Consider the following 14,100-nt stretch of genomic DNA (forward strand, 5'->3'; position numbering starts at 1 on the left):
GATCGAGGCATAAAAGTAATGCTCTCAAAGGAACCTCAAACGAGGTTCAAAATAAGCTCTACTGGCTTAGTTCACTAGCACACTGTTGAGTTCTCAAGCAACACACCCCAGATCGCACCGTGGCTACACGGCCTTATCCGAAGCGGTCATTCCTAGCAGTTTTTGGTGGGACACCCACTCAATCGCTATGAGCGAGAGCTTGGTTCGTGTCCCGGTCGGCCGCTCGGTTTCCCTGGCGACGAAGAGAACTTTACATGGCCGGAAACCCTCGAAAACAGGGGGGTACCTTAACGGCGTTTACGCAGGTCAGGAGCCATAAACAGGGTCGACCGGGCCGATCACGCGGTGATCGGCCCGGGAGACCCCAGGTGAACTCCCAGGCAAGAACATTGCTCCGAGTACATTGCACCGTATTGAACCCATCGATTGCACCGATTAGCGTCGGGCTCATGAGTACTGCGGAACTCGACGGCATCTCCGTCGCTTACGACGACCTCGGCACCGGGTTGCCCGTCGTCCTCGTCCACGGCCACCCCTTCAACCGTTCGATGTGGCGTCCCCAGGCCGAACGCTTCAGCCGGGAGGGCTACCGGGTCATCACCGCGGACCTTCGCGGGTACGGCGAGACCGCTCTCCCCGCGCAAAGCGAGAAGACGGGGCTCGACGTCTTCGCCCGGGACATCGCCCGTCTAGCCGACCGCCTCGGTCTCGGGCGGTTCGTACTCGGCGGCCTCTCCATGGGCGGGCAGATCGTCATGGAGTTCCACCGGGCCTACCCCGAGCGCGTCGCCGGCCTCCTGCTCGCCGACACCTCTCCTCAAGAGGAGACCGAAGACGGCAAGCGCGTCCGGAACGAGACGGCGGACCGGGTCCTCGCCGAGGGCATCGGCTGGTACGCCGACGAGGTGCTCACGAAGATGGTCTCCCCGGACAACGTCCGCACGATGCCGGACGTGGCGGCGCACGTCTTACAGATGATGCGCACGACTCCCCCGGAAGGAGCAGCGGCCGCGCTCAGGGGACGGGCCGAACGCCCGGACTACCGGGACAGCCTCTCCCGTGTGAAAGTGCCGAGCCTGATCGTCGTCGGGACCGAGGACGAGTTCACCCCGGTCTCGGACGCCGAACTCATGCACGACCTGATCCCCGGCTCCACCCTGGCGGTGATCGAGGGCGCCGCCCACATGCCTAACCTGGAGCGCGAGGCCGAGTTCAACGACGTGTTCGCACGGTTCTTGAAAGAGACAGACTGATGCCCTCCATGCCCCAGAAGACCGTTTTCGTGACCGGTGCCAGCGCCGGGTTCGGCGTCGAGATCGCCCGCCGGTTCGCCGCGGACGGCGCCAAGGTCGTCGCGGCCGCGCGCAGCAAGGACCGGCTCGACAAGCTGGCCGACGAGCTGGGTGACAACGTCCTGCCGATCGAGCTGGACGTCCGCGACGCCGACGCGGTGGCCGCGCTCCCCGGCACGCTGCCCGCCGAGTTCGCCGAGGTCGACCTGCTGGTCAACAACGCCGGCCTCGCGAAGGGCCTCGAGCCCGCCCATCGGGCGAAGCTCGACGACTGGGACCAGATGATCGACACGAACATCAAGGGGCTCGCGCACCTCACCCGCGCGTTGCTGCCCGGCATGGTGGAACGCGGCCGCGGGCACGTGATCAACATCGGTTCGGTCGCGGGCACGTACGCGTACCCCGGCGGCAACGCCTACGGCGCGACCAAGGCGTTCGTGCACCAGTTCAGCCTGAACCTGCGCGCGGACCTGCAGGGCACCGGCGTCCGGGTGACCAACGTCGAGCCGGGCCTGGTCGGCGGGACGGAGTTCTCGGTCGTCCGGTTCGAGGGCGACCAGAGCAAGGCCGACAACGTCTATAAGGGAACGACGCCGCTGACCGCCGCCGACGTGGCCGAGTCCGTCTTCTGGGCGGCTTCGCAGCCGGAGCACGTGAACATCAACGTCATCGAGCTGATGCCGGTGGTCCAGAGCTTCTCGGCGCTTCATATCCATCGGGAGAGCTAAGGGCGAAGAGGTCGAAGAGCGCCTGCTGTTCCGGGTTCCGCTCGGTCAGCAGGCGCCGCGTCCGCGGGCGGCCGCCGGTGGACGGATACCGCAGCACCGTCTCCCCTATCCCGGCGAGACTGTCCATCAGTTCGCGGACCGACAGGTTCATCCCGGCGCGGTCGGCCTCGCGCCGCATGAGGTGGGTGACCGTCGACGCGAGCACCGTGACCAGCGTGTGCACCGCGATCCGGTGCGGGGTCCAGTCCCAGCGCGGGGCCGGACCGGCGACGGCGGGACCGGTCAGCCAGCGGAACGTCGAGTCGAGGTGGGTCCGCGCCCGATAGGCCGTGACGACCTCGGACACCGGCCAGTCGTGGTCGGTGACCAGCACCTGTTTACCGAAGAACTCGTCATGCAGCCTCGATACGGCGGTGTCGTCGACCTTCCAGGTCAGCCGGATCTCTCCCGGTCTGGTGCCCGCGAGCGACGGCGAGAGCACCCGTTCGACGCGGCGGCCGCGGGTGATCCGCGCGATTTCGGCGTTCACCTGGCCCCGGTCGCCCCGATAGGTGCCCGACGCCAGCGCGGCGTCGAGGCCGGCGAGCTCGCGGGTCGCGGTGCCCAGCTCCTCGCCGAACGCGCGGGCCTGCGCGTTGTGCAGGGTTTCCGAATGGGTCAGGAGCACGCGCCGCCGCACGCCCGCGACGACAGCCCTGGTGTCGAAGGCGGTGAGCCCGGCGAAGCGTTCCGGGTCGACGGGCTTGCGCGCGGACGCCGGTTTCGCCAGCAGGTCCGGGTACTCCGAAAGCGGCAACGCGCCGACGAAATGCCGTCCGAGGTCCAGCTGGGCGGCTTGGCCCGCGGTGAAGATCAGCGTGACCTCGCCCGGGTGGCGGTCGCGGAGGTCGTCGGCGAGCGCGGCGAACGGCGGCGCTCCTTCCCTCGGGTACGCGTGCGACGCCAGCGGGATCGCGCCGTCCTTGGTCACCACCAGGCCGAGCCCGGCGAGTTCGCAGTGGCAGGGGTCGGCCGTGCTGAACGTAGCGAACTGCGGGACGTCGACGGCGAGCGCGGCGTTCCCCGTCCCCAGCCAGGAGAGCACCGCGTCGGCGACGGCGGCCTCGATCCGCGCGATCCGCTCGGGGGTCAGCCGTTGCAGCGCCCGCCAGTGATTCGGCAGGTCGGCCTTCAGGAACTCCCGCGCGACGCCGTCCTCCCACCAGGCGGCCAGCTCCGTGTCCGGCGCCGTCGCCCGGTGCAGGACGGCGAGCGCGAGGTGCGTGCCCAAGGTGGTCGCGGCGCGCTGGGCTCCGACGGCGTCGTCGACCCGGCGCACGAAGTCGAGCCGACGCAGCGTGGCCCATACGGCCGCGACGTCGCCGAAGGTCCGGTGCCGCGCTTCGCCGGGCGCCGAGACGTCGCCCTCCATCGCGCGCCCGATCTCTTCGGCGGTGCCGAGGTAGCGCTGGGAGACGACCCGCGGCTCGCCGTCGACCCGGGCGGAGGTGACGAGGTAGTAGTAAGTCCGCCCGCCGACCTTCTTGCCGATCACCGAAGCCACACTTTAGGTAATACACCCCGGCCTGCTGATCGGCAACGAAGATCATGCGCTGACCAGCGCAAACAGTGACCGTACCCACATGGGTGACGCGGTGGCGGGATGCACACTGGCAGGTGGAGCGAGTCCGGCCATAGCGTGCGGGAATGGCATCCCCTGCTGACGCGACCGCCCCCACCACCTCGGCGATGCGCCGTGCGCTCGCCCGGGCCCGCGACGGGAAGACCCTCGACCTCACCGAAGCCTCGATCCTGCTCCAGGCGCGCGGCGACGACCTCAAGACGCTGTCCGAGCACGCCTCGCGTGTCCGTGACGCCGGGCTCGTCGCGGCCGGCAGGCCGGGCGTGGTCACCTACAGCCGTTCGGTGTTCATCCCGCTGACCCGGTTGTGCCGGGACCGCTGCGGTTACTGCACCTTCGCGACCGTTCCCGGCCGCGTCGAATCGCCGTTCCTCTCCCCCGACGAGGTCCTCGACATCGCGCGCAAGGGTGCCGCGATGGGGGTCAAGGAAGCGCTGTTCACCCTCGGCGACCGTCCTGAGGACCGCTGGACGGCGGCGAAGGACTGGCTCGACGCGCACGGTTACGACGACACGCTGTCCTACGTCCGGGCGATGGCGATCCGGGTCCTCGAAGAGACCGGCGTGCTGCCGCACCTCAACCCGGGCGTGCTGACCTGGCAGGACTTCCAGCGGCTCAAGCCGGTCTCGGCGTCGATGGGCATGATGCTGGAGACGACGGCGAAGCGGCTCTACACCGAGAAGGGCGGCCCTCACTACGGCTCGCCCGACAAGGATCCCGACGTCCGCCTGCGGGTGCTGGAGGACGCCGGCCGCAGTTCGGTGCCGTTCACCACCGGCATCCTGATCGGCATCGGCGAGAACTTCGAGGAGCGCGCCGACGCGCTGTTCGCGATCCGCAAGGTCGCGAAGACCTACGGCGGCATCCAGGAAGTCATCGTGCAGAACTTCCGCGCGAAGCCGGACACGAAGATGCGCGCGACCCCGGACGCCGATCTCGAAGAACTCGCGGCGACCATCGCCGTCGCGCGCCTGGTGCTCGGGCCGACGATGCGCATCCAGGCGCCGCCGAACCTGATCGGCCAGCAGTACGAGCTGATGCTGAACGCCGGCATCGACGACTGGGGCGGCGTCTCCCCGCTGACCCCGGACCACGTGAACCCCGAACGCGCGTGGCCGCAGATCGACGAGCTCAAGCGCCGCACCGAGGCGCTCGGGTTCACCGTGCGCGAGCGGCTGCCGATCTACCCGGAGTACGTCAAGACCGGCGAGCCGTGGCTGGACCCGCGGATGAACGCGCACCTCGCGCCGCTCACCGAGACCGAAACCGGCCTGGCGATCGAAGAGGCCATTCCGGTGGGCATCCCGTGGCAGGAGCCGGACGGCGGCTGGAAGGAGGCCGGGCGCACCGATCTGCACGTCGAGGTCGACACCGTCGGGCGTACCGAGGACCGGCGCAGCGACTTCGACTCGGTGTACGGCGACTGGGACGAGATCAAGGGCAACATCAAGACCGGACCGCAGCGGTTCGACACCGACATCCGGGATGCCTTGCGCAGCGCGGAAAAGAACCCCGCCGGGCTGTCGGACGACGAGGCACTGGCGCTGCTGCACGCCGACGGACCGGAGCTGGAGGCGTTCACCAAGATCGCCGACGACCTGCGGCGCGAAGTGAACGGCGACGACGTCACCTTCGTCGTCACGCGGAACATCAACTTCACCAACGTCTGCTACACCGGCTGCCGGTTCTGCGCGTTCGCCCAGCGGCGCACCGACGCCGACGCGTACACGCTCTCGCTGGAGCAGGTCGGCGACCGGGTCGACGAGGCGTGGGCCGCGGGCGCGACCGAGATCTGCATGCAGGGCGGCATCCACCCGGATCTGCCGGGCACCGCGTACTTCGACCTCGCGGCCGAGGTGAAGCGCCGTCAGCCGGACATCCACCTGCACTCCTACAGCCCGATGGAGGTCGTCAACGGCGCTTCGCGGACGAACCTCTCGATCGAGGACTGGCTGGCGCGCGCGAAGGAAGCCGGCGTCGACTCGCTGCCGGGCACGGCCGCGGAGATCCTCGACGACGACGTCCGCTGGGTGCTGACGAAGGGCAAGCTGCCGACGTCGGAATGGATCAACGTCGTCACCACCGCGCACAAACTCGGCATCACGACGACGTCGACGATGATGTACGGCCACGTCGACACCCCGGCGCACTGGGTCGGGCATCTGAAGCTGCTGGCGAAGTTGCAGCGGGAAGGCCTGGAGCGCAACGGGCGGCGCGGGTTCAGCGAGTTCGTGCTGCTGCCGTTCATCCACCAGAGCTCTCCGATCTACCTCGCCGGGCTGGCCAGGGCGGGCACGACGCTGCGCGAAAACCGCGCGGTGCACGCGCTGGCCCGGCTGCTGCTGCACGGGATGATCGACAACATCCAGAGTTCGTGGGTGAAACTCGGCGAAGAGGGCAGCCGCGCGGTGCTCCAGGGCGGGGTCAACGACATCGGCGGGACGCTGATGGAGGAGACGATCAGCCGGATGGCGGGTGCGGCCAACGGGTCGTACAAGACGATCAGCGACATGCGGGCGATGGTCGAGCCGCTGGGCCGTCCGCTGCGGCAGCGGACCACCGAGTACGGCACGCCGACGGCGGAGCGGATCGCCGCGGCGCAGGCGTCCGACGGCGTCGCGACCGCGGTGCGACGGCCGCTGCTGCCGCTTGTCACCAGCTGACGAAAAGTCCGTGACGGCCCCCTGACCCTCGTACAACGGGAGACAGGGGGCCGTCACGTTCCGTGTGGCACCGCTCACAAGGCGCGGGGGTCACGGGCGTTTTCTGTGCTAAACCCGAGAATCACTTCCGGGCAGCCGAGAGGACGTCGATGACCGCGAGCGCAGTCCAAGTTGCCGACACCGCCCGCTATCCGCTCTCCGAACCGGGAAGCCCGGCGTGGCGCGAAATCGTTTCCCGGACCCGCTACGAACTGCGGGAGACGGGCTGCAGCGTACTGGCCGACTTCATCCGTCCGGAGCTTCGCGACGTCCTTCGCCACGAAGGCGCGAAGATCGCTCCGGAGGCGTACGCGAAGGTCGAACGCGTCAACGCCTACAACATCGCCATCGACACTCCGCTACCGGAAGACCATCCCGGGCGCACGATCATGGAACGCGGCAACGCCTTCGTGGCGCGGGACCGGATCCCGGCGACCGCGGTCATCCAGCAGCTGTACGCGAGCCCCGAGTTCCAGCGGTTCGTCGCCGACTGCTTCGAACTCCCCGCGCTGCACGAACTCGCCGATCCGCTTTCGGGCCTGGTGCTCAACGTGATCGAACCGGGCCGCTCGCATCCGTGGCATTTCGACACCAACGAGTACACCGTCAGCATGCTCACGCAGGAAGCGGCCGAGGGCGGTGTCTTCGAATATTGCCCGAACATCCGCTCCGAAGCGGCGGAGAACTTCGACGACGTCCGTGCCGTCCTCGCGGGCGAAGGGGATCACCTGATCCGACGACTCACTCTGCGTCCTGGCGATCTTCAACTGTTTCGCGGACGCTTCGCGTTGCACCGCGTGAGTAGTGTTCAGGGGGCAGTCGCCCGCCATTCCGCGATCTTCGCGTACAGCGAGCGCCCTGGGGTCATCGGCAGTCCGGAACGGACCAGACAACTGTTCGGCCGGGTCCTGCCGGAACACGTCGCTTCGGCGGCCGTCCGGGGCGATCAGCTGCTCGACTAAGTCAGGAGCTTGGCCGTGCCCTTGGATGCCACCGGCAAGATCAATTTCGACGACATCTACACCGAGCCCGATCCCCGTGCCTTCTTCGGCACTTTGCGCAGGCTGGACTACGACATCCCCCAGCAGGCCAAGGCCTACTTCGCGAAGCTGATCGACGAGTACCGCTCGGAGCGGGACGTCAAGGTCCCGACCGTGCTCGACCTCGGCTGTTCCTACGGCGTCAACGCGGCCCTGCACAGATGCGACACCACCATGGAGCGGTTGTACGACCACTACGCCTCCGCCGAAGCGCTGAGCCGGGACGAGCTGATCGCAGACGACCGGCGGATGGTCGAGAGGCTCGCCGTCGGCGACGAAGTCCGCTTCATCGGTCTCGACGCCTCCGCGCCCGCGTTGGACTACGCGCTCGCCGCGGGCTTCATCGACGAAGCGATCCACGCTGATCTGGAGAACGAGGACCCGACGGAGGACCAGCGCGCGCTGCTGGCCGACGTCGACATCGTCATCTCGACGGGCTGCGTCGGCTATGTCACCGAGAAGACCCTCGTCCGGATCGCGCGGGAAAACCGGCCGTGGATGGCGCATTTCGTCCTCCGGATGTTCTCCTACGGCCCGGTCGCCGACAGCCTCGGCGAGCTGGACTACGAGACCGCCGGGATCGACGGCGTCTTCCGGCAGCGGAGGTTCGCTTCGGAAGAGGAACAGACGCAGATCCTGGACAATCTGTCCGTCGCGGGTCTCGACCCGCGTGGGCTGGAGGCCAACGGCCGGCTGTACGCGCGGCTGTTCGTCTCCCGTCCGAACGGCGCGGCGGGCGGGCTCGCCTCCGCGCTGAACGCCCTTCCCCTTCGAGATCAAGGATGATCGTGAGCAGTCCGGAACTGTCCACCCGCACGTTCGGCAACGAGGACGTCCTGCCGCGGGTCCCCGTCCCCAGCCTGGAGGACACCTGCCGCCGGTTCCTCGAGTGGTGCTCGCCGCTGCTCACCCCCGGAGAACTCGCGGAGACCGAAGGCGCCGTCGCCGAGTTCCTCGCGGAGGGAAGCCCGGCGCACGAACTGCAGTGCGCGCTGGAGGCCTACGACAGCCGCGAAGACGTCCGCAGCTGGCTCGACACCTTCTGGCCGTACCGCTATCTCGGCCGCCGCGACCGGATCGCGCTCAACGCGAACTTCTTCTTCCTGTTCTCCGAATCCCCGCTGGGACAGCTGGAGCAGGCGGCCGAACTGGCCGCGTCGGCGGTGGACTACAAGCTGAAGCTCGACGAGGAACTGGTGCCGCCGATCGTGCTGCGCGGGCAGCCGCAGTCGATGGTGCAGCACAAGTTCCTGTTCTCGGCGACGCGGATCCCCGGCGCCGTGCAGGACACCGCGCGCACGCCGTACCGCGAGGACTGGCCGGGGCCGTCGAGGGCACGGCACATCGTGGTCTTCCACCGCGACACCCCGTTCCGGATGGACGTCATCGCGCCGGACGGCCGCCCGTACTCCCCGGAACAGCTGGTCGCGGGGCTGCAAGCGATCCTGAAGTCCGGGAGCTTCGTCGAAGACCCGCAGACCGCCGCCGGGCACTTCACCACCAAGGCCAGGGCCGAGTGGGCGGCGACGCGGGAGGCGTTGCTGGCCGCCGGGAACGCGGCCGCGCTCGACGACATCGAGACGGCGTTGTTCTGCCTGTGCCTGGAGGACTTCACCCCGGCGGACACCCAGGAGGCGTGCGACAAGCTGCTGCACGGCGACAGCGGGAACCGCTGGTTCGACAAGGCCGTCTCGCTGATCGTGTTCGAGGACGGCACGGCGGGGATCAACGTCGAGCACTGCGAACTGGACGGGACCACGATCCTCGGGTTCACCGACGCGCTGCTCAGCGGGACACGGCTGGAGCGGCCGCCCGCCGACGGCGTCCCGGCGTCCGAGGTCATCGAGTTCGTCCTGGGTGAGGCCCTGCGCGAAGACGCCCGTGCCGCGGCAGCGTCCTTCGCCGCGTACGCCGACGCGACCGCTACGAAGACGGTGTCCTTCACCGACTTCGGCGCGAAGCGGGCGAAGGAGCTGGGGATGTCCCCCGACGGCTTCGCGCAGATGGCGTACCAGCTCGCGCACAAGCGCGCGAAGGGCATCACCGGCGCGACGTACGAATCGATCGCGACGCGGCAGTACCAGAACGGGCGCACCGAAGCGATGCGTGTCGTGACGCCCGAGGTGCTGTGGTTCGTCCAGGTGATGACCGATCCGGAGGCCGACCGGCAAACACGTCAGGCGGCTTTCCGCGCGGCGGCCGCGAAGCACGTCACGCGGGCGAAGGAATGCCAGGCGGGCGACGCGCCGGAGCAGCACCTGTGGGAGCTGCAGCTGATCCAGAAGCGGCGCGGCGTCGAGGAGTCGCCGTCGCTGTACTCGTCGCCGGGCTGGCTGAAGATGCGCAACGACTACCTGAGCACCAGCTCGGCGCCGTCGGTGAACATCCGCTACTTCGGTTTCGGGTCGACCAGCCCGCAGTGCATCGGCGTCGCGTACGTGCTGCTGCCGGACTCGTTGAATCTGTACCTGTGCACTCCGAAGCACGTGGCGCACGAGATGGAGCTGTTCGCGGCGGAACTCGCCACGGCCGTGGTGGAACTTCAGGAGCTGCTGGCCTGATCGAGCGATGAGGCCAGGTGCCTTGGCGGGGTGAAGGGGGCTTTCCCCTCATCGCACGCGCGGAACGTCCCCTTCACCTCGGGTCCTCACGGTCCGCAGGAGGGGCACGCCGCCCGAGAGGGTTGTGAAAGCCACCTTCGCAACGTTGAAGGTTGCGAAAGTGGCTTTCACAACACCCCCGGGTCGATGCAGCGGAGGGACAGAGCACGTCAAGATCGCCTTCCCCGCATCGATAGGATCCGCGGGTGCTGGGGAAAGCGATCTTGACCGTGGCCGGGACGGCGCTGGTTGTGGCGGGGTGCAGTACGCCCCCGCCACCACCGCCGGCCCCGCCGACTGTCCTCACTCCCGTGCCGGGCGAGGTCGAACCGGCGGGCTGCCTCGGCACCGGGGTCACGGTGAAGTCCGGGCCGGTCGAGGCCGCGTTGGGCCATCGCGCGGTCGTGCTGACCCTCACCAACTGCGGCACGACTCCGCGCACACTCACCGGGTATCCCGAAGTCCGCTTGCTGGACAAGGAAAAGCGGCCGATGGCCGTCGAGGTCGAGCACGGGACGTCGTACATGGCGATCGACCCTGGCGTCAGCCCGCAGACGGTCCAGCCCGGCGGGACGCTGCTGTCGGTGGTCTCGTGGTCGAACACCGTCACCGCGGGTTCGCCGGAGGCGGGTGCCTATGTGACCGTCGCGGCCGCCCAGGGTGACCCGGAGCAGCGGATCACGGTCGACACCGACCTCGGGACCACAGGGAAGCTGACGCTGACGGCTTGGAACGCCGAGCTCAAGCACTGAGGTTTGTGACGAGACCGCACGGCTCTGCGACGGTTCCGCCGCGAATCCGGGCGAGTGCGACGAAGCGCCCTTACGATCGATGAGCCTTTCGATCTTGGGGGAATCATGCCGCGCATCCTGCTCGTCGAGGACGACGTCGCCCTGGCCGAAGCGCTCACGCTGGCGCTGAAAACGCTCGGTCACGACGTCGTCGTCGCGCCGACCGGGGAGCGGGCGCTGGAGGCGCTGTTCACCGACCGGCTCGAACTCGACTTCATCCTGCTCGACGTCATGTTGCCCGGGATGGACGGTTTCGAGGTCTGCCGCCGGATCCGGGCGCGCAGCCGGTTGCCGCTGGTTCTGCTGACCGCGCGCGGCGACCCGATCGACATCGTCGCCGGGCTGGAATGCGGCGCCGACGACTACGTGGTGAAACCCGCCGAACCGCGGGTGATCGACGCGCGGATCAAGGCGATCGGGCGGCGTGCCACCACCGCTCCCGGTCCGTCGGCGGGCCAGTTGCGGGTGGGACGGCTGGAGATCGACGCGGGCGCGATGAGCGTGACCCGCGACGGCGTCGAACTGGCGCTGACCGCGACCGAGATCCGGCTGCTCGTCGAGTTCGCCGAACATCCGAACCAGGTGCTGGGCAGGCAGATCCTGCTGAAACGGGTCTGGGACTACGGCTATGTCGGCGATTCGCGGATCGTCGACGCGGCGGTCGCGCGGCTGCGGGCGAAGATCGAGGACGATCCGGCGAATCCCGTGGTGCTGAAGACCGTGCGCGGACTCGGGTACCGGCTGGTGAGCGAATGAGGTTCGGACTCCGGGCCCGGGTGATCGCGGCGGTCGTGGCGGTGACCACGACGGCGACGGCGGTCATGGCCTTCAGCGCGGCCAGGATCCAGGAGGACGACGCGCGCGACAGGTTCACCGCCGCGGCGAAGACGTCGTTCGGAGCGATGTTCGGGCAGGCCTGGCCTCATCTCGAGCAGTTCATGACGGGCAACCCGCAGGCCTTGGACCTGTTCTCCCAGGGCATGGACAAGGCGGCGGCGGACTGGATGCTCGTCACCAGGTATCCGCAGATGACCAATGACGACTTCACGACACCCCGAGGACCTGCCGAAGTCGTCAGATCCTCGTCGATGACCGTCGATTGGACGACCGGCGCCGACAACAGGACTCCTCCGGACCGAAAGGCCGCGTTGGAAGGGGTGAAAGACGTGGTCCTGCTGCGGACCACGGGCCCGGAAAACCTGCTGTCGACGGTCACGGTCGATCCGGCGACCGGCCGCGAGCTCCTCGTGGTGAGCGCGAACTTCGTCGCGTACTGGGTGGTGCAGTTCTTCGACCTGACCAGGTTCGAGCAGGATCTGACGGCCCAGCGGTGGCAACTGGTGTGGATCGCGCTCGGCGTCACCGTGCTCGGCGTGGCGGCCGCCGTCTTCGCGGCCGGCCGGATCCAGCGGCCGGTGCGCCGGGTCGCCTCCGCCGCCCGGGAGCTGGGCGACGGGGCCTTCGACGTGCGTGTCCCGGTGAAGGGGCGTGACGAGCTCGCCGAGCTGGCCAAGTCGTTCAACACGATGGCCGATCGGGTCGGCACCGCGATCGAGGAGCTGCGCGCCAAGGACCGGCAGCAACAGCGGTTCGTCGCCGATGTCGCCCATGACCTGCGGACGCCGCTCTCGTCGATGGTCGCCACGGTCGGGACGCTCGACAGCGCCGCCCCCGAGATCAGGACCCGCGCGACCGAGCTGCTCGGCACCCAGACCCGGCGGCTGGCGCGGCTCGTCGAGGATCTGATGGAGATCTCGCGGTTCGACGCGGGTTCCGCGGATTTCCGCCCCGAGCCGGTCGACCTGCCCGCGCTCGTCGAGGACGCGATCGGGACCGCCGCGCCGGAGACGCCCGTCGAGGTGACGAGCACCGGGGACACGACCGTCGTCGCCGATCCGCGCCGTCTGCACACCATCGTGGTCAACCTGCTGGTCAACGCCGCGCGCTACGGCCGGACACCGATCACCGTGACCTTGACGGGCGGCGCGGACGCGGTTCGGATCCGCGTCGCCGACTCCGGGGCGGGTATCCCCGAGGACCTGCTCCCGATCCTGTTCGACCGGTTCGTGCGGGGCGATCACGCGCGGCAGGCGACCGAGGGCAGTGGGCTGGGGCTGGCGATCGCCCGGGAGAACGCGCTGATCCACGGCGGCTCGCTGGAAGCCCATAACGACCATGGCGCCGTCTTCACCGTAAGTCTTCCACGGGAGTCACCAGCGTGAGCCCGCGCGGCGCGTAGCCGTCGAAGTACGGCATCGGGACGTGCGTGAGGACAAGGAACAACGCGGTCAGCACGGCCATCTGCCGAAGTTTCGCTTCGCGGTGGCCGAGCCAAAGCCACAGCACGACGACGAAGTTGGTCACCAGCAGGAATCCCCAGCGGGCGTCGTCCCAGCCGCCGAACGCGAGCAGGGTCGGTGCCGCGATCGCGGCGACGGGTACCGCGGCCGCGAGCGCCGGGCGGTGCAGGTACAGGAAGCCGCCGACCACCACGATCGCGATCGGCAGCAGATAGAGCAGCACGCCGGTGATCGAGTACAGCCGCCAGCTCTCGGTCTGGGTGCGTCCGAACAGGGCCAGCGCGTCGGCACGGTAGGGGAAGTCCGCTGTGGACAGTGACCGCCGGAGCCGGTCGATCGCGCCAGGCCCGACCGGCGGCAACGCGAGGATCACCGCGCCGAGTAGCGCGGCGGGGGCGACCAGCGCGCACGCGCGCCGGAACGGAACCTTTCGCAGCAAGGCGAACCCGAACACCGGCAACACGGTGAGCAACGCGATCTCGTGCACCATAACCGAAAGCGTCATCATCGCGCTCGCGACCGCCGGCCGGTTCCGGTGCAGTGCCCACAGCGCGCCGAACAGCAGGAGATACAGCATCTGGTCGAAGTAGCCGACCTCGTGGAACAGGTACCCGCCGGTCGGCAGCAGGAGCCACGCGACGATCAGCAGCCGCCGGATTTCGGTGCGGCTACGGAAGAACGCGAGTGTCACGGCCACCAGTACCGCGCCGAGGACGACGAAACTCGCGACCGCGAAGACCAGGTAGCCGTGCCCGAACGGCTTCAGGAGCGTGCCGACGAGAAAACGCCGGTGGAACCCGTCGGTCAGGGACACGGCCTGCAGGGTCGCCGCCCACTCCCCCGGCGGCCGGAATCCGGTGTATCCGGCGACGAACAGGGCGATCACGAACAGTGCCGTGACGCTTCGCCGCGGAGTCTTCGCGGCGACGGGAACCGGAGCTCGTTCGAGCAAGGTGGTCATGTCGCCAAGCTAGGAACGGATCATGCGGTTCCCGTGATAGTCGTGAGACAGTTCCTGCACAACTC

At 68.7% G+C, this 14,100-nt stretch carries 11 protein-coding genes; 9 read left to right on the forward strand and 2 right to left on the reverse strand.

What is annotated here, in order from left to right:
* The first annotated feature begins 449 nt into the window (after nt 1–449).
* Nucleotides 450–1,253 carry an alpha/beta fold hydrolase gene (locus tag IE302_RS30095; protein WP_191257822.1) on the forward strand — a complete coding sequence of 268 codons (804 nt, stop codon included), beginning with the start codon at nt 450–452 and terminating at the stop codon, nt 1,251–1,253.
* An 8-nt stretch (nt 1,254–1,261) separates the two neighbouring features.
* The gene (locus IE302_RS30100; protein ID WP_191258196.1) at nt 1,262–2,020 is read left to right on the forward strand and encodes an SDR family oxidoreductase; all 759 of its coding nucleotides are present in this window, start codon (nt 1,262–1,264) and stop codon (nt 2,018–2,020) included.
* On the opposite strand, the gene IE302_RS30105 is transcribed toward IE302_RS30100, so the two are convergent.
* Nucleotides 1,959–3,563, reverse strand: a complete 1,605-nt coding sequence (locus tag IE302_RS30105) for an IS1634 family transposase (RefSeq protein WP_191257823.1) — start codon at nt 3,561–3,563, stop codon at nt 1,959–1,961. The genes IE302_RS30100 and IE302_RS30105 overlap by 62 nt on opposite strands.
* Nucleotides 3,564–3,748: 185 nt before the next feature.
* Between IE302_RS30105 and IE302_RS30110 the strand changes: the two genes are divergently transcribed.
* The 7 genes from IE302_RS30110 to IE302_RS30140 all read left to right on the forward strand — a co-directional run bounded on the left by IE302_RS30110 (nt 3,749) and on the right by IE302_RS30140 (nt 12,996).
* On the forward strand, nt 3,749–6,304 hold the full coding sequence (locus IE302_RS30110) for a bifunctional FO biosynthesis protein CofGH (RefSeq protein WP_229908064.1): 2,556 nt from the start codon (nt 3,749–3,751) through the stop codon (nt 6,302–6,304).
* Nucleotides 6,305–6,453: 149 nt separating this feature from the next.
* On the forward strand, nt 6,454–7,305 hold the full coding sequence (locus IE302_RS30115; RefSeq protein WP_191257825.1) for a HalD/BesD family halogenase: 852 nt from the start codon (nt 6,454–6,456) through the stop codon (nt 7,303–7,305).
* 21 nt (nt 7,306–7,326) lie between these two features.
* Nucleotides 7,327–8,169: a class I SAM-dependent methyltransferase gene (locus tag IE302_RS30120; RefSeq protein ID WP_191258197.1), complete on the forward strand. Its 843-nt coding sequence runs from the start codon at nt 7,327–7,329 to the stop codon at nt 8,167–8,169.
* The gene (locus tag IE302_RS30125; RefSeq protein WP_191257826.1) at nt 8,166–9,944 is read left to right on the forward strand and encodes a choline/carnitine O-acyltransferase; all 1,779 of its coding nucleotides are present in this window, start codon (nt 8,166–8,168) and stop codon (nt 9,942–9,944) included. The genes IE302_RS30120 and IE302_RS30125 overlap by 4 nt, the downstream gene beginning before the upstream one ends.
* Nucleotides 9,945–10,294: 350 nt before the next feature.
* Nucleotides 10,295–10,735, forward strand: coding sequence for a DUF4232 domain-containing protein (locus IE302_RS30130; RefSeq protein ID WP_229908020.1), 441 nt, complete (start codon nt 10,295–10,297; stop codon nt 10,733–10,735).
* A 105-nt stretch (nt 10,736–10,840) separates the two neighbouring features.
* Nucleotides 10,841–11,530 (forward strand): response regulator, encoded by a 690-nt coding sequence (locus IE302_RS30135; protein ID WP_191257828.1) that lies wholly within the window; start codon nt 10,841–10,843, stop codon nt 11,528–11,530.
* Nucleotides 11,527–12,996 carry a sensor histidine kinase gene (locus tag IE302_RS30140; RefSeq protein WP_191257829.1) on the forward strand — a complete coding sequence of 490 codons (1,470 nt, stop codon included), beginning with the start codon at nt 11,527–11,529 and terminating at the stop codon, nt 12,994–12,996. The genes IE302_RS30135 and IE302_RS30140 overlap by 4 nt, the downstream gene beginning before the upstream one ends.
* Here IE302_RS30140 and IE302_RS30145 read toward each other — a convergent pair.
* On the reverse strand, nt 12,962–14,035 hold the full coding sequence (locus tag IE302_RS30145) for a hypothetical protein (protein ID WP_191257830.1): 1,074 nt from the start codon (nt 14,033–14,035) through the stop codon (nt 12,962–12,964). The genes IE302_RS30140 and IE302_RS30145 overlap by 35 nt on opposite strands.
* Nucleotides 14,036–14,100 lie beyond the last annotated feature (65 nt).

The organism is Amycolatopsis oliviviridis, from assembly GCF_014654365.1.
GTDB classification, from domain to species: domain Bacteria; phylum Actinomycetota; class Actinomycetes; order Mycobacteriales; family Pseudonocardiaceae; genus Amycolatopsis; species Amycolatopsis oliviviridis.